General features: G+C 63.5%; 15 protein-coding genes and 1 pseudogene. 8 read left to right on the top strand and 8 right to left on the bottom strand.

What is annotated here, in order from left to right; all coding sequences use genetic code 11:
• Positions 1–40 precede the first annotated feature (40 nt).
• The 6 genes from AC3YOG_RS04880 (at position 41) to AC3YOG_RS04855 (ending at position 4,667) form a co-directional block, all read left to right on the top strand.
• Positions 41–961: a carbohydrate ABC transporter permease gene (locus AC3YOG_RS04880; RefSeq protein ID WP_489934278.1), complete on the top strand. Its 921-nt coding sequence runs from the start codon at positions 41–43 to the stop codon at positions 959–961.
• Positions 958–1,821, top strand: a complete 864-nt coding sequence (locus AC3YOG_RS04875; protein ID WP_248305190.1) for a carbohydrate ABC transporter permease — start codon at positions 958–960, stop codon at positions 1,819–1,821. Before AC3YOG_RS04880 ends, AC3YOG_RS04875 begins: the two co-directional genes overlap by 4 nt.
• On the top strand, positions 1,818–2,495 hold the full coding sequence (locus tag AC3YOG_RS04870; RefSeq protein ID WP_489934277.1) for an N-acetylmannosamine-6-phosphate 2-epimerase: 678 nt from the start codon (positions 1,818–1,820) through the stop codon (positions 2,493–2,495). Before AC3YOG_RS04875 ends, AC3YOG_RS04870 begins: the two co-directional genes overlap by 4 nt.
• Entirely contained in the window at positions 2,495–3,403 is a 909-nt protein-coding gene (locus AC3YOG_RS04865) for an N-acetylglucosamine kinase (RefSeq protein WP_489934276.1), read from the top strand. Before AC3YOG_RS04870 ends, AC3YOG_RS04865 begins: the two co-directional genes overlap by 1 nt.
• A complete protein-coding gene (locus tag AC3YOG_RS04860; RefSeq protein WP_489934275.1) occupies positions 3,400–4,281 on the top strand; it encodes an N-acetylmuramic acid 6-phosphate etherase in 882 nt (293 codons plus the stop codon). Before AC3YOG_RS04865 ends, AC3YOG_RS04860 begins: the two co-directional genes overlap by 4 nt.
• A 116-nt stretch (positions 4,282–4,397) precedes the next feature.
• Entirely contained in the window at positions 4,398–4,667 is a 270-nt protein-coding gene (locus tag AC3YOG_RS04855) for a DUF2312 domain-containing protein (RefSeq protein ID WP_127754919.1), read from the top strand.
• Between the two features lie 63 nt (positions 4,668–4,730).
• On the opposite strand, the gene AC3YOG_RS04850 is transcribed toward AC3YOG_RS04855, so the two are convergent.
• A complete protein-coding gene (locus AC3YOG_RS04850; RefSeq protein WP_489934274.1) occupies positions 4,731–5,429 on the bottom strand; it encodes a phosphoribosyltransferase in 699 nt (232 codons plus the stop codon).
• A 74-nt stretch (positions 5,430–5,503) separates the two neighbouring features.
• Here AC3YOG_RS04850 and AC3YOG_RS04845 point away from each other — a divergent pair, with 74 nt between their 5' ends.
• A complete protein-coding gene (locus AC3YOG_RS04845; RefSeq protein ID WP_489934273.1) occupies positions 5,504–6,670 on the top strand; it encodes a M20 aminoacylase family protein in 1,167 nt (388 codons plus the stop codon).
• Here AC3YOG_RS04845 and AC3YOG_RS04840 read toward each other — a convergent pair.
• The 6 genes from AC3YOG_RS04840 to AC3YOG_RS04815 are packed head-to-tail and all read right to left on the bottom strand — an operon-like array spanning position 6,652 to position 12,686.
• Positions 6,652–7,578, bottom strand: coding sequence for a nucleoside hydrolase (locus AC3YOG_RS04840; protein WP_489934272.1), 927 nt, complete (start codon positions 7,576–7,578; stop codon positions 6,652–6,654). The two genes, AC3YOG_RS04845 and AC3YOG_RS04840, sit on opposite strands and share 19 nt — an antisense overlap.
• Positions 7,575–8,900: an amidohydrolase family protein gene (locus AC3YOG_RS04835; RefSeq protein ID WP_489934271.1), complete on the bottom strand. Its 1,326-nt coding sequence runs from the start codon at positions 8,898–8,900 to the stop codon at positions 7,575–7,577. The genes AC3YOG_RS04840 and AC3YOG_RS04835 overlap by 4 nt, the downstream gene beginning before the upstream one ends.
• Positions 8,897–9,964, bottom strand: a complete 1,068-nt coding sequence (locus tag AC3YOG_RS04830; RefSeq protein WP_489934270.1) for an ABC transporter ATP-binding protein — start codon at positions 9,962–9,964, stop codon at positions 8,897–8,899. Before AC3YOG_RS04830 ends, AC3YOG_RS04835 begins: the two co-directional genes overlap by 4 nt.
• A 12-nt stretch (positions 9,965–9,976) precedes the next feature.
• Positions 9,977–10,768 (bottom strand): ABC transporter permease, encoded by a 792-nt coding sequence (locus AC3YOG_RS04825; protein WP_489889551.1) that lies wholly within the window; start codon positions 10,766–10,768, stop codon positions 9,977–9,979.
• Positions 10,765–11,589 carry an ABC transporter permease gene (locus tag AC3YOG_RS04820; protein ID WP_489934269.1) on the bottom strand — a complete coding sequence of 275 codons (825 nt, stop codon included), beginning with the start codon at positions 11,587–11,589 and terminating at the stop codon, positions 10,765–10,767. The genes AC3YOG_RS04825 and AC3YOG_RS04820 overlap by 4 nt, the downstream gene beginning before the upstream one ends.
• 59 nt (positions 11,590–11,648) lie before the next feature.
• On the bottom strand, positions 11,649–12,686 hold the full coding sequence (locus AC3YOG_RS04815; RefSeq protein ID WP_172121664.1) for an ABC transporter substrate-binding protein: 1,038 nt from the start codon (positions 12,684–12,686) through the stop codon (positions 11,649–11,651).
• A gap of 199 nt (positions 12,687–12,885) precedes the next feature.
• On the opposite strand from AC3YOG_RS04815, the gene AC3YOG_RS04810 reads away from it, so the two are divergent.
• Positions 12,886–14,748, top strand: a complete 1,863-nt coding sequence (locus AC3YOG_RS04810; protein WP_489934268.1) for an adenine deaminase — start codon at positions 12,886–12,888, stop codon at positions 14,746–14,748.
• A gap of 16 nt (positions 14,749–14,764) precedes the next feature.
• On the opposite strand, the pseudogene AC3YOG_RS04805 reads toward AC3YOG_RS04810, so the two are convergent.
• Positions 14,765–15,083, bottom strand: a pseudogene (locus AC3YOG_RS04805) (helix-turn-helix domain-containing protein); the annotation flags it as partial.
• Positions 15,084–15,538 lie beyond the last annotated feature (455 nt).

Genomic DNA, 15,538 nt, shown 5'->3' with positions numbered 1-15,538 from the left:
CCTCGCCCACCGGCGGGGGAGATCCTAGCTGGAGAACACCATGCCACAACTTCGCCTCACCGGGCGCGGGCTTTGGATCACGGCGCTGATCGTGCCGCCACTGGCCTTTGTGGCGCTGTTCGTCGTTTATCCGATCATCTCCGCCTTCGCTTATGCCTTCTTTGACTGGAACGGGCTGCTGCGCGGCGAATTTGTCGGCCTCGACAACTTTCATACCGTGCTGTTTGTCGAGCCCTATGCCAGCTGGACCCGCAACGCTTTCTCCCACAACATCATCGTCTTTTTTGCCCTGATGGTGCTGCAGAACGGCCTTGGCTTCTTCCTTGCCTATGCGCTGTGGCGCGAACTGCCCGGCGCCCGCTTTCACCGCATCGCGGTGTTCCTGCCCGTCGTGCTCTCGACCATCATTGTCGGCTATCTCTTCAAGCTCTTCCTTCATCCGCTGTTCGGCGTCGTCAACATCAGCCTGCGCGGCATGGGCCTGGGCGAACTGGCGCAACCTTGGCTCGGGCAAAGCTCAACCGCGCTTTGGGCCCTGATCGCGGCCAATGCCTGGCACATGGTCGGCTTTCCCACCCTTGTCTTCCTCGCCGGCATGCAGCGCATCCCCACGGAAATGCTCGATGCCGTGCGCATGGAAACCCGCAGCGAATGGGTCAAGATCACCAAGATCGTCTGGCCGCTCGTCGCGCCCAGCGCCACCGTCGTCTTCGTCTTGCTGTTTGTGGGCGCCTTTAACTGGTTCGAGCTGCCCTATGTGATGGCGGGGCTCGATGGCTCGCCCTTTGGCTCTACCGACGTGCTGGGCCTTTATTTTTACCGCACCGCCTTCGGTAACGTGTCCTCTGGTCAGCAAGACTTCGGTCTGGGCAGTGCCCTTGCCGTGCTGATCTTCCTCTTTATCGCCGCCATCGCCGGCGTCATCACGGTGCGCCTGCGCGCACGGGAGATCCAGTTGTGAGCACGGTCACCAGCACTTACAGCGATCGTCCCGGCCTGATCGCCACCCTAGGGCGCGACGGGCTGATCCAGATCATCCTCATCGCCAATACCTTCATCATGCTGGCGCCCATCGTCATCATGATGTTTTCGGCCTTTAAGACCACGCCGCAGATCTTCGCTTCGCCCTTCGGCATTCCTGATTTCACCAATCTGGTCAATTTCAGCCGCATCTGGACGCAGACCAACTTCCTTCAATACCTCATCAATTCCTTTGTCGTGACTGGCGCCTCCATGGCGCTGATCCTGACCCTGGGCACGATGGCGGCCTATGCGCTGGCGCGCTACGAGTTCTTTGGCGCCGGCTTTATCCTGATGTTCTTCATCGCGGGGCTCACCTTGCCCCTCAAGCTCGCCATCATCCCGCTCTTCATGCTGATGCGCGATCTGGGCATTCTCAACAATCAGCTCTCGCTGATCTTCGTTTATACCGCCATGGGCCTGCCCACGACGATCTTCATCATGACCGGGTTCATCCGCACCCTGCCCAATGAACTTGAAGATGCCGCGCGAATGGATGGCGCCAGCGAAGCGCGGATCATGTGGTCGATCATGCTGCCCCTGGTGCGTCCGGCCATGGTGATCGCGGGCATCCAGAATGTCGTCCCCATCTGGAACGACTTCTTCTTCCCGCTGGTGTTCATCCAGAACGATCGCCTGAAAACCCTCCCCCAGGGCCTCACCACCTTCATGGGTGAATATTCCACCGACTACGGCGTGCTTTATGCCGGCCTCACCCTCTCGGCCCTTCCCATCATCATCATCTATATCGTGCTGTCCCGGCAGTTCATCAGCGGCATGACCTCGGGAGCCATCAAATGAGCCTGCGCCTGCAACAGGGGAGCCTCATCGTGTCCTGCCAGGCCCGGGCCGACAATCCCCTGCATGGTCCCCAGTTCATGGGCGCCATGGCCTTGGCCGCGCGCGATGGGGGAGCCAGCGCCATTCGCGCCAATGGGCCTGAGGATGTGCGGGCCGTGAAAGCTGCGGGTCTGCCGGTGATCGGTATCCACAAGGTCTTTTCCCCCGACGCGCCCGTCTACATCACCCCCACCATTGCGGCCGCCGATGCGCTGGCGGCAGCCGGCGCCGATATCATCGCGTTGGATTGCACCCCGCGCCCCCGCCATGGCGATGAACCCGCTGCCATCATAGCCCATATCCGCGACCGGCTCGGGCTCGAAAGCTTTGCCGATGTCTCGACGCTGGAGGAGGGCATCGCGGCGGCGGCCATGGGCGCGACCTATGTTTCGACCACCCTCTCGGGCTACACCGAATACACCCAGCCCAAGCCCGACCTGCCCGACTTCGAGCTGATCCGTGCGCTTGCTGCCGCCGTTAAGACGCCCATCATCGCCGAAGGCCGCTTCAACACCCCCGAACTGGCGCAAGCCGCGATCGCTGCTGGCGCCTATGCCGTCGTGGTCGGCACCATGATCACCAATCCGCGCGAGATCACCCGCGGCTTTGCCCGGGCGGTTGCCGAGGCACATTGATGGCAGGCTTTCTAGGCATCGATATCGGCGGCACCGCCTCGCGCTGGGTGCTGGTGGATGCAACTGGCACCCCGCTCGCCCGTGGTTCGGCCGCCGGCGCCACCGGCCATCTCTTTAATCCCGCTGAACGCGAGCGACTGGCCACCACCCTCGCCGCTATCGCCGCAGCGCTCCCTCAAGAGCCCATCCATGCTACCTGCCTGGGCATTACAGGGCTGGGCCAAAGCGTGCATGAAGAGGCACGGCAACTGGTCGGCAGCAGCTTCAAGCTCCAGGCAGGCGCCATTCGCCTCGTCGACGACATGGAACTGGCTTTTCGCACCGCCTTTGCTCCGGGCGAAGGGCACCTCATCTCGGCGGGAACTGGCTCGATCGGGCTGCATCTCGATGCCAACGGCACCATGCTCCGGGTCGGCGGTCGCGGGCTCCTGATCGATGACGGCGGCTCGGGCACCTGGATCGCCCTGACCGCGCTTGATCAACTCTATCGCCGCATCGATGCGACCGGCGGCCCCGCCGATGCCGCCATCCTCGCGCGCGAACTCTTTGCCGAGACGGACGGCGATCACTGGGACCAGACCCGCGCCTTTGTTTATGGAAGCGACCGCGGCCGCATCGGCACCCTCGCCCAGGCCGTGGCCCGCGCCGCGACTGCCGGCGATCCACTGGCAGCCGAGGTCCTCGAGCGCGCCGCCGATGAACTCGCCCGCCTCGCCAAGGCGCTGATTGGCCGTGCCGGCAGGCTCCCCGTCGCCTTTGTGGGTGGGATCACGACGCTCCACCCCCTGATCAAATCCGGCCTGACCGCTGCCCTACCGGAAACATCAGTCAGTTTCCCCCAGATCGACGCCGCCAGCCACGCTGCCCAATGGGCCAGAACCACTCACCAACAGGAGGCCCCTTTATGAGCCACACCACTGAATCCGCCTCCCTGCGCTTCGCCAATCTCGAAGACTGGTCCAGCACCGATCTCGTTGCCGGCATTCTGGAAGGCCAGTTCAGCGCGATCAGTGCCGTCCAGGCCGCCAGCGCCCCCATCGCCGAAGCCATTGACCGGGGCGCCGAACGGCTGGCCCGTGGTGGTCGCCTCGTTTACCTCGGCGCCGGCACCTCGGGGCGCATCGCCACCCAGGACGCTGCCGAACTGCCCCCCACTTTCAACTGGCCCTATGAGCGCGCCCTCAGCCTCATGGCAGGCGGGGAAGATGCCGTGTTCCGCGCCGCCGAAGGTGCCGAAGACAGCGAGCAGCTGGCCATCGAGGCTCTCGAGGGCATCGGCGTCAACGAAAACGACGTGGTGATTGCCCTCGCCGCTAGCGGCCGCACCCCCTATGCCATTGCCGGCGTCCAGCATGCCCGCGCCAAGGGTGCCTTGACGATCAGCATCTTCAACAACTCAGGCGCTCGCCTGGGCGAAGTCGCCGACATCGCCGTGCTGCTTGATACCGGGGCCGAGATCCTTTCGGGCTCCACTCGCATGAAGGCTGGCACCGCGCAAAAGGCGGCACTTAATTGCATCTCGACGGGCGTGATGATCCGGCTGGGGTTTGTCTATCGCGGCCTCATGGTCGAGATGCGCCCCACCAATACCAAACTCAAGGACCGCGCCGCCAAAATGGTCGCGACCCTCACCGACACCGATTACGCCACCGCCGCCGAAACCCTCGCCACTGCCGGCGGCAGCATCAAGATCGCCGCCGTCATGCTGCTCAAGTCGCTCGATCGGGCGGACGCGGAAGCCGCTCTGGCCGGCGTTGACGGCAATCTGCGCAGCGCCCTGCAATAGTCCGGCGCGCGTTTCGCGGCGCCCGCGCAAAGATCCCGGGACAACCGCTTATGGTTTACCTTCCGTCAACCCGCAGCCGCGAATAGTGCCGATCTCATTGAAACCCAGGAGGCACCATGAGCGACGCTGGTATTGCGGGTGGACGGATCCGTTCCTTTGTTGAACGCATCGAGCAGATCGAAGGCGAGATCGCCGAACTCAACGAAGGCAAGAAAGAGATCTTTGCCGAGGCTAAGGGCGAAGGGTTCGACGTCAAGGTGATCCGCGAGATCATCAAGCTGCGCAAGCAGGACCAGGACGAGCGTGACGAGCACGAAACCCTGCTCGATCTCTATATGCGCGCCATGGACCGCACCGACGAGACCGAAGACGCCAAGGCGGCCTGAGCTCGCCTTCGCCTCGTGAGCTTGGAAAAGCACTCCCGACGAGCTTGGGGGTGCTTTTTGCTGTCAGCTGGCCCCGTTCGGCAATGGCCGCCAGGGACCCTCGCCCTCGCGCTGCAGCAAGGGCGAAGCCAGGGGCGCCACGATGCGCTTTCGCCAGGGCGCCAGTGGCTCCTGCCACCGCGTGCCCTGCAGCATCGCCACCCCGATCACCACCGGCTCGATCCCGGCCTTCCCTAGCAGCCGCAGCACGGCTGCTGTCGAGGTGCCCGAGCTGATCACATCGTCGATCACCGCCACCCGCTTGCCCTCCAGCAGGGGCAGCATGCGGGGATCAACGAACATGGTCTTGCCCAGTCCCGGGCTGGTGATCGAGCTGATCGGCTCGGAGAGATCCTCGACATACCAGAACTTGCGCGAAGTTCCGAGCGCCACCATCCGGGGGTGGCCCAGCCGGCGCGCCACATTATTGGCGAGCGGCAAACCAAGCGTCGGCACCCCAACCACCACATCGGGCGCATGAGGGGCGAGCAGCCCCGCCAATTGCTCGGCCAGTGCATCTTCCACGGCAAAGCTCGCCTGGTTGATGATCAGGGAGGCAACCGCCCTGGTGCCATCGCCGGGCAGGACGCGAATGGGCAGCAGCAATTCGCGCCCATCCGCAAGTTGGGCCGGATAGCCGCCGAGATAGCCGGTTTCCGGGTCGCCAGGATAAGTGCCCTGCGGCACGATCTGCTGCCAAAAGCTGTGTGGTTCGATGGTCACGGCAAGGTTTCTCTTGCAAGGGCCCCACCCGGGAGCCGATGTCTGGGGACTAGTGTTTCAAGTACGGGCTTTCGATGCAATCCAACAGCAATGACCCCTTCGAGCTCATGCGCATGATCGAGCTGCGCCGCGACCTGCATGCCCACCCCGAACTGGGCTTTGAGGAAATCCGCACCAGCCAGATCGTCGCCGAACAACTCGCGGAAGTCGGCATTGAAGTGCATCGTGGCCTGGGCAAGACTGGCGTCGTCGGCACCTTGCGCGTAGGCACCGGCACAAGGGCGATCGCCTTGCGGGCCGATATGGACGCCTTGGCTATGCCCGAACTGGCCCAGCGCGATTATGCCTCCAAGACCCCTAACACCATGCATGCCTGCGGCCATGACGGCCATACGGTGATGCTGCTGGCGGCCGCCCGCCAGCTCGCCCGCGAGCGCAATTTTTCGGGCACGGTGCATTTCATCTTCCAGCCCGCAGAAGAAGGGCGCGGTGGCGCCAAGGCGATGATCGATGACGGCTTCTTCGAGCGCTTTCCGGTGGATGCCGTTTATGGCCTTCACAACATGCCCGGGCTCGCTCCCGACGAGATGGCAGTGGTCGCCGGCCCGCAGCTGGCTTCTTCCGATAGCTGGGAAGTGACGTTCCGCGGAGTTGGCACCCACGGTGCCAAGCCCCATCTGGGACGCGATGCGGTCACCGCCGCCGGCCAGTTCCTTCTTGCCCTCCACACCATCGTCGCCCGCCGCGTCGATCCGCTGCAACCCGCCGTGGTGAGCGCCTGCGCTATCGAGAGCGGCGATTTCCGGGCCCTCAATGTCATCCCTGACACTGTCCGCATCGGCGGTACGGCCCGCGCCTACAGCGCCGCGGTGCGCGACCAGCTCGAAGCCGAAATTGGCCAGCTGGCGCAGGGCACCGCTGCCATGTTCGGCATCACTGCGGACTATAAATTCCTGCGCCGCATCCCGCCCGTGATCAACGATGCCGACGCGACCCGTCGCGCCCTGGCGGCAGCGCAGGCCGTGACCGGCCGGCCGGTGGTCACCGATTTCCCACCCTCGACTGCCGGCGACGACTTTGCCTTCTTTGGCGCAGCGGTGCCCGGCGCTTATGTCTGGCTGGGCAATGGTCCGGCAGTGGATGGCGCGCTGCACCACAATTCGCGTTACGACTTCAACGACGAAGCCATTGCAACCGGCGCCCGCTTCTGGAGCACGCTGGTTCAACAAGAGCTGCGCTGAGCCCCGTTGAGGCCCTGCCTAAGGGCCTCGATAGCCCCGTAGCCATCGACCCGCATCGCAACCTTGATGGGCGGCGCGTCCGCGTCCTGCATAAGGGCGCCCGCTTCAGGTCCATCGCTCACATCAACGGCCAGCCTCAAGGTGTCGAGGCCAAACAAGCCAGGCTCGACCGCAAACAGCATCACGCAAGGGTCGTGGAGGGGCCGGCTTTCCCGGCCACTGCCGAAGTAGAGCGCGATGATCTCGGCACAAAGGTCTCCGGCCAGCGAGCCTGCAAACGAGGCAATCTGCGCCGGAACCACCCGGACGCGCCGGGTGACATCGAGCGGGATCAGGGTGAGATCAAGCCCCGCCCCAAGCACGATCTGCGCCGCTTCCGGATCAGTCGCGAAATTATACTCCGAACGCGCTCCGATATTGCCGGGCTCGTCGACCGCCCCGCCCATGACGATGAGTCGACCCAGGCGCGCCGCAGCATTGGGGTGGTCGCGCACCAGCAGGGCAATGTTGGTCAGGGGCCCGAGAGCGAGGATGTCGATGCTTCCGGCTGGCGCCGACTGCAATTGCTCGACGAGCCACCCGACCGCTTCTCCTTGCGCTTGGGCTTGCGGCGGGGGCAGCGTAAGGCCGCCCATCCCATCATCGCCGTGAATGGAGGTGAGCTCCGCCCCCACTCGGCAGAGCGGCTGCGCAGCACCCCGGCGCACCGGCACATCGCTGCGCGCCATCGCGGCAAGCAGCCGAAGGCTGTTGCTTGTGCTCGCCTCGATACCGATATTGCCCGCGACCGTCGTCAGTCCCAGCACCTCGAACTGACCGCAAGCCAGGGCATAAAGGATTGCGACCGCATCATCGAGCCCGGGATCGGTGTCGATGATCACCCGCCGCGGGGTTGCTGGCGCGCTCAAGCTTTCTGCTCGTCGAGAAGGACCATCTCGGCTTTGAACTGCTCGGCAATCTGCAGGGCATCGCGCAGCGCCTTTTTGGGCTCAAGCGTTTGCACCTGCCGCTCCCGCATCAGCCAGCGGCCGGCCACCATAGTGTCGAGCACATCACCGGGCATGGCTGCAAACACCAGCGCCGAATAAGGATCATAGATCGGATGCAGCCGCGGCGCTGCGAGGCTGATGCGAATAAGGTCCGCCTGCTTGCCCGGCTCGAGCGAGCCCGTCTGCAGATTGAGCCCCAGCACCCGGGCTCCCTCGATCGTCGCCATCTGCACGACATCACGCGCTGGCAATGGCCGCCGCGACTTGCCCAGCAACTTGGCAAACATCGACACCGGCGCGAACTGCGCAAACAGATCGAGCGTATTGCCGCTCATCGCCCCGTCACTGCCCATTCCAACCGGCAAGCCGGCATTACGCAGGGCTTCCACCGGCGCGATGCCGCGGCCGGCCTTGCCGTTGGAGCGCGGATTGGTCGCGACGCAAACCTGCGCCTCGGCCATCATGGTTATATCGGCATGATCGAGCTGCAGGCAGTGCGCGCAGATGAGGTTGGGCTTGAGCAACCCGGCCTGGCGCGTCACTTCGACCGTCGAGCAACCATGGGCGTCTTGCGCCCAGCGCACTTCCAGATCGCTTTCGGCCAGATGCATCTGCACGGGAATATCGGGGTGATCCGCCGACCATTGCGCCACCCGTTCCATGGTGGCCCGGCCGGTGGAGTATGGCGCATGCGGGGCAATGGAGGCCGTGACGAGCGGATGGCCGGCAAACTCGTCCACCAGCGCCTCGACCAGGGCAAAGCCCTCGTCCCAGTCGCGATGATCGGGCGGCTGGAAGTCGGCGAGGGTCTGGCCGACAATGGCGCGCAGGCCCGAAGCCGCAGCTACCCGGCCCACTTCCTGCTCGAAATAATACATGTCGGCGACGGTGGTGACCCCGCCCTGGATCATCTCAAGCGCCGACAGGGCCGAGCCGACCCGCACCATTTCGGGCGACACGAATTTGCGCTCAAGCGGCAGGATATAGCGGTACAGGCGATCATCCACGTCTTCGCCCAGGCCCCGGAACACCGCCATGCCCATATGGCAGTGGGTGTTGACCATGCCCGGCATCACGATATCGCCGCCGCAATCGACAATCTCGGCGCCGGCGATGGAGGGCGGCTCGCCACCGCCCAGTCCCGTGATGGTGGTGCCATCCACCTGCACCCAGCCAGGATTGTGCTCGCTCATCGCCTCGTCGAGCGTCAGCACCCAGGCATTGACGAAAAGAATGGTCACGCCGTTTCTGCCGCCAGAATCGTGCATTGCTCGGGCACGGGCACGAGCTTGGCCTGCCCACCCATCTCGAGCGGCCGCGTCAGCGGGCCGTTCGCCAGCAGCGGGCCGGCGGCCGTGTCGCACTGATACTGGTAGGCACGACCCAGATAGGTGCGCAGCCCCAGCGTCGCCGGAATGCCTTCCATGGCCAGGTCAGGGCTTGCCACAAGGCCATCGGCCCGGCAGGCCAGCGTGAAGCTGTCGGGAATGGCGCCGAACTGCTCAAGGCCCAGCGTCAACCGCACGCCACCGGCAGCCTCGGCGGTGATCTTCGCCCCATCCCGCTCGACAACTCGCATGGGGATCAGGTTCTCAAAGCCCACAAACCGCGCGACGAACGCATTGGCTGGACGCTGATAGAGGGTTTCGGGCGTATCGAGCTGCATGATGCGGCCCGCATGCATGATGGCCACGCGATCCGAGATCGAAAAGGCTTCTTCCTGGTCGTGGGTGACGTAAACCGAGGTCGTGCCATTGGCGCGCTGCAGCTGGCGGATTTCGACCCGCATATCGACGCGCAGCTTGGCGTCGAGATTGGACAGCGGCTCGTCAAACATCAGCAGCGGCGGTTCAATCACGAGCGCCCGCGCCAGCGCCACGCGCTGCTTTTGCCCGCCCGACAGCTCTCCGGGCAGTCGGCTCGCGAGATGCGCGAGGCCTACGCGCTGGAGCATCGCCGCGACCCGCTTGGTTTTTTCCGCCGGCGCGACCCCGCGCTGCTTGAGCCCAAAGCCCACATTGTCGGCCACGCTCATATGGGGAAAGAGCGCATAGTTCTGGAACACCAGGCCGATATCGCGCCGATGCGCGGGCAGCCGCGTCAGGTCAACCCCACCCAGCTGGATGCGACCGGAAGTCGGCTGCAGAAAACCGGCGACGAGGCGCAGGGTCGTGGTCTTGCCGCAGCCGCTGGCGCCCAGCAGCGAGACGAGTTCGCCTTCCGCCACCTCGAGCGAAAGATCTTCAAGCACCTTGGTCGTGCCGTAATGGGCAGTGATCGACTGGATCGAAAGAGCTTTGGTCACGCGCGTGGCACTCTATTTAGCAAGGAAGGTAAGGCCGAGCGTGCGCTCGACAATCGCCATGACCCCGACGGTCAGCACCATCAGCAGCACTGACACCGAGGCAACGGTGGGATCAAAGAACTGCTCCATATGGGCCAGCAACTGGATGGGGAGCGTGGAAATGCCCGGGCCGGTGAGGAAAATGGAGATGGACACGTCATTGATCGAGGTGATGAAGGCGAGGATAAACGCCGCGATCACGCCCGAGCGCACATTGGGGAGCAGGATGGTAAAAAAGGTGCGCAGCGGCGGAGAACCAAGGCTGATTGCCGCTTCCTCGATCGAGAAGTCGAACGAGGCCAGCGACGCGCTGATCACCCGCACCACATAGGGTAGCACGAGCAGGCTGTGCCCGAACACCAGCGTCAGGAAGATGGGGGTGTTGAACTGCACCGCCACATTCTTGAGCAGCGCAAAGCCCAGCACCAGCTCGGGCACCAGCACCGGGAGCACGAACAGCGTGGCCAGCCAGCCCGGCAGCTGGATGCGGTAGCGATTGAGCGCATAGGCGGCGGGAATACCGATCAGCAGCGCGATGAAGGTTGAGAGGAACGCGATCTGCAGGCTGGTGATGATGGTACGCCGGAACGCAGCGATCTCGAAGATATTGGCGAACCAGCGCAGCGACAGCCCCTGGGGTGGGAAGGTCAGATAGGTCGTGTCGCTCAGCGCCGAGCCCACCACGATGATGAGCGGGCCGATGAGGAAGATGAAAACGAGGACGGTAAAGCCAATGAGGGCCGGGTGTAGCTTTTGGGTCATCATACCGCCATCGGGTTGAGACGGCGGGCGACCCGCGTCATCACAAGGACAATGGCGATGGTGAACACCACCATGACGGCCGCGATGGTGGAGGCCGCGACCCAGTCGAAGGTAACCATGGCCTGCTGATACATCAGGGTGCCCATCATCATCACCTGCTCGCCGCCCAGTAATTGGGGCGTGGCATAGGAGGTGAAGCTGCCGGTGAACACCAGCACCGCGCCCACGATGAGGCCCGGCACCGCGAGCGGCAGAATGACCTGGGTGAAGGTCGCCCAAGGCTTGGCGCCCAGCGAAGAGGAGGCCTGGATCAGGTCTTCCGGGATGGATTCAAGCACGCCCACCAGGGTCAAAATCATCAGCGGAACAAAGAGATAGACCATCGCCACGATTACCGAGCCTTGCGTGTACAGCATGGTCAGGGGCTCGCCGATGAGACCGGTGGAGACGAGGAAATTGTTGAGAATGCCGTTCTTGCCCAGGATGATGAGCCAGGCAAAGGAGCGCACGACGACGCCGGTCAGCAGCGGGAACACGGCGGCAATGATCAGGATCGACTTGAGCCAACCCGGCGCGCGGCTGATCACAAAGGCCGTTATGAAGCCAACTATGAGCGCGATCGCCGTAACTATGAACGAAACCTGAATGGTGCGGAACAGCACCGTGCGGCGAAAACCGCTGCCGAAAAATCCAAGATACGGCGCCAGCGGACCAGCGGGCGTCATGAACGTGGTGACGATGGTGGCGACCACCGGCAGCACCAGAAAGACGACCACGAGCAGCGTCGCGGGGGAGGCCAGGGTCCAACCTGAAAATCGCTTCATTCAACCTGGCCCTTTAGTCCAGCAAAGAGTGCGGGGCGCTAAGGCGCCCCGCTTGGAGATTACATGCCGAAGATTTCGTTCCAGCGCTCGATCCAGCCGGACTTGGCGGCGTTCATCTTGGCATAGTCGATGCGCTGCAGGCCGGCGATGGTGTCGGCACCATAGGTCCAGAGTTCTGCCTGCTCGGGGGTCAGTTCCACCGCGGTGTTGACCGGAGCGTCAACGCCCTCTTCAGCCAGAACCTGCTGGATTTCGGGCGAGAGGATGAAGTTGATGAACTGGTAGGCCAGTTCCGGCTCGGCTGCGCCCTTGGGGATGTTGACGGTGTTGAGCGTGGCGATCGAGCCTTCCTCGAGCTCGGCCCATTCAACGGTCGGCACGGCAGCCTGAATCTGGCCAAGGGTGAAGTCCTGCGCAATGGCAGCACTGATCTCGCCGGTCGAGAAGAGATTGATCATCTCCGAGCCGGTATTGTAGTTCTTGACCACATTGGGCTTGAGTTCGGCGACGGCGGCAAAGGCGGCATCGGTGTCTTCATAGGCATCGACGCCGGCATGATCGCCTGCCTTGAGCACGACCATCGGGCCAGCCGTGGTGGTGATGCCGGGCAGCGAGAGCGAGGAAGCGAGGTCTTCGCTCCAGAGGTCATTCCAGGAGGTGACCGGCGTTGCGATCTTGGCGGTGTCGTAAACGATACCGACGCGGCCAATCGTATAGGCCGGACCATACCCGCCCTGCGGGTCCTTGGCGATGTCATAGAGACCGGCAAGATTGGGGAGCTTGGCCGGATCGATCTGCTGGAACAGGCCCGCTTCAATGCCCTGCTGGCTGAAGCTGTCGGAGAAATAGGCGACGTCAACGCCACCGCCATTGCGGATCTGCAGCTTGTTGAGACGCTCGCCATTATTGCCGGTCTCGAACACGATCTCGCAGTCGCACATTTCGCGGAAGGGCGCGAGCACCAGCGTCTCGAGCTTTTCGCCATTGAAGCCCCACCAGGAGATGGTCAGGGTCTTGTCCTGCGCCATTGCGGGCGCAGCCATCAGGGTAGTGGCGGCAAGGGCAACCGCGAAGACGGAAGAAACAGTTTTCGACATGGATATTCCTTTGCACGCGGAGTGCCGTCCGCGAACGGATGGAGCGCAGGCCCGGCCGGCAGAAGCCTGTTTTTTGGGTCGCATATGCCGCAAGCCTTATCTTTGTGCAACTGTCATGGGAAGATGGCTTCTACTCGCCATCCCTCTTATTGACAGGCAAGCGCATTGTCAGCGCGGCAAACTGTATCTCGGAACTGATATGACCACCATAAGCGATCTGCTGATCAACCCTGAAGACGAAGTCGCGATCCGGCAGAACCTGGCCCTGGTGGCACTGGGCAAGCGGCCGGCCGATCGCGCCATTCGCGTGGGAAAGGTGCTCGATGTCTATGGCCGCAACTGGCACGAGGATCAGGAGATCGTCGTGGCCGGGCGCCGCATCGCCTGGGTCGGCCCTGCTGGTGCGTATCCCGGCACTGTTGCCGAACGGATCGACCGCTCGCATCTGGCGGCGGTGCCCGGCTTTGGCGAAGTGCACAAGCATATTGAATCGAGCCATCTGACCCCCGAATGGGAGGCGGCGCTGGTGCTGCCCCATGGCTGCACCTGGACCTGTGAAGCCAGCCACGAATTTTCCAACGTGAATGGCGCTCACAATCTCCAATTCTGGCTGACTGCGCGGCTGGCCGGCTCGCCCATGAAGATTATCCCCTTGCCCGGCTCGGCCGTTCCGCCCACCGCCTATGAATGGGGTGGCGGGCATTTCGGCTATGCCGAACAGGCCCAGTTCCTGCGCAGCCAGCTGATGGTGGCGGGGCTCGACGAGGTGATGGATTGGCCGGCAGTCTGGAACCCCGACAACCCCTCCTATGAGCGGCTCTGGGGGATGATCCGCGCCACCTTCGAGCAGCGCGGCGTGGTCGAGGGGCATGCGGCCGGGATGCGGGACCTCAATGACATCAATGCCTTTGCCGCCGCCGGCATGGCGTCGGACCACGAAGCCTGGACGGCCGAGGAGGTCAGCGACAAGCTGCGGCGGGGCCTGTTCATGGAACTGCGCCCCCATTCCCTCACCGAAATGATCACGGGCCTGCTTGAGCGCGGGCAGAGCGATTGGTCCAATGTCGCGCTGTGCACCGATGATCGCTCCTGTTCCGATACAATGAAGCTGGGGGCCACCGACCATAATGTGCGGCTCGCCATCGCCGCAGGGCTGCCGGTCGAGACCGCGATCCAACTGGTGACGATCAATCCGGCCCGGCATATGCGGCTAACGCCTTGGGTCGGCGCTGTCGCGCCAGGACGCTTTGCCGATCTGGTTCTGCTCGATGACATTGAAAAGCTCGCCATTGACCAGGTCTGGGCTGACGGCACCCAGGTCTCGCAGGGGAAAAGCTATACCGGCGCCCTGCCCCAGATCACCTGGCCCGACTGGGCAACCAAGACGGTCCATATCGAGCGGGAGATGACGGCCGATGATTTCGCCATTCCCGCACCTGCGGATCGCGACACGGTTCAGGCTGCGCTGTTGCGGCCTTTCCACTGGGCCGATGACTTCATCACCACCGAACTCAAGGTAGAGAATGGGCTGGTGCAGCGCGACACTGCCCGCAACATCACCAAATGGGCCATTGTCGACCGGTTTTCGGGGGAGGGCAAAGCCGCGGCCATGTTCTGGCTGGGCACCGGGCCGGCTACGCCCGATACGGCGCTGGCCTGTTCCATGGGGCACGACAAGCACAATATCTGGGTTGTGGGCTCGTCGGACGAGGCCATGGCGCTCGCGGTCAATACCCTGCGCCAAACGCAAGGGGGCTGGGCGCTGGTGCGCGGTGGCGAAGTGCTCGCCACGGTACGCTATGAAGTCGGGGGGCTGATGACCTGCCGGCCGGCAGCCGAACTCGACGCGGAAATGGCCGAGCTTTATCGGCAGGGGGAAACCATTGAGTGGATGTTCGAGCCGACCTTTTCGCCGCGCTGGTGGCCCGGCTTTCCCGAACGGCTGGCCTTTGCCACCCTGACCTGCGCGCCCTGGCGTTGGGTTCTGGTAGCCCCTTCGCCGCTCGCGCCGGAGGGGTTCGTCAATGTTGCCACCGGAGCCACCCACCCCATCGTCTGGTAGATGTGGCTGGGCTCGCCTAGTGCAACGGGCCCAGCACGCGTCGATATTCTGCCTCGGGGGCGCCATAGGCATCGGCGGCAAAGGCCTCCGGCGCTTCGCGATCACGAATGGTGATGAAGCCGCGCTTCGCACGAATGAAGTGGCTCCCTTCAAGAGAGTGGAGCGCCGTGGTGACACTGGGGCAGCGCACGGCCACATCAGCGCGAGAAAGTCGTGCGTGAGCGCCATCTCATCAGCCTCGGCCCGGTCGTGACACATCAACAGCCAGCGCGCCAACCGCTCGTGGACCGGGTGCACGGCGTTGGACAGGCCGTATATCCGGTCTGGATCGACAGCGTGTGCACAAATAGCGAAAGCATCTGGTGCAGGGATGGCTGGCTCGGCACGCCCCCAGCAATGCTGTGCTATCGATGACGTGACCGGCGCCAGCCATTTGCATCACGATTAAATGAACCGGCTGACCGGACCCAAGGGGAATCGGTCCAACTTGGTACGCTTGCTAATACAAGTTGGTCCTATCGGGGCTGATGTGCTAAGACTGAGTTGATGACGCCTAGAGACGCAGCCGCCACAGGCGATGCTGCCCTGCTGCGTTCGCCATGAGCGGACGTCACTGCCCGATCCAGGCCGCTTTATACGCCAGAATTGCTGCACGAACCTGAGCGGACCGGCTCAGGCGAGACAATTAAACTGCAGTTCCCTGTAGCGCTTCCTGGCGCCATCAGCGGCACGGCAACAAGCGCAGACATGGCTTCGTAATTCTCGAGTTTGACTAACATAGTTCAATGAA

This window comes from Devosia sp. Z6_126 (assembly GCF_058133495.1).
Note: the sequence above shows the minus strand (reverse complement) of the source record. Positions and strands in the feature narration are given on the sequence as shown.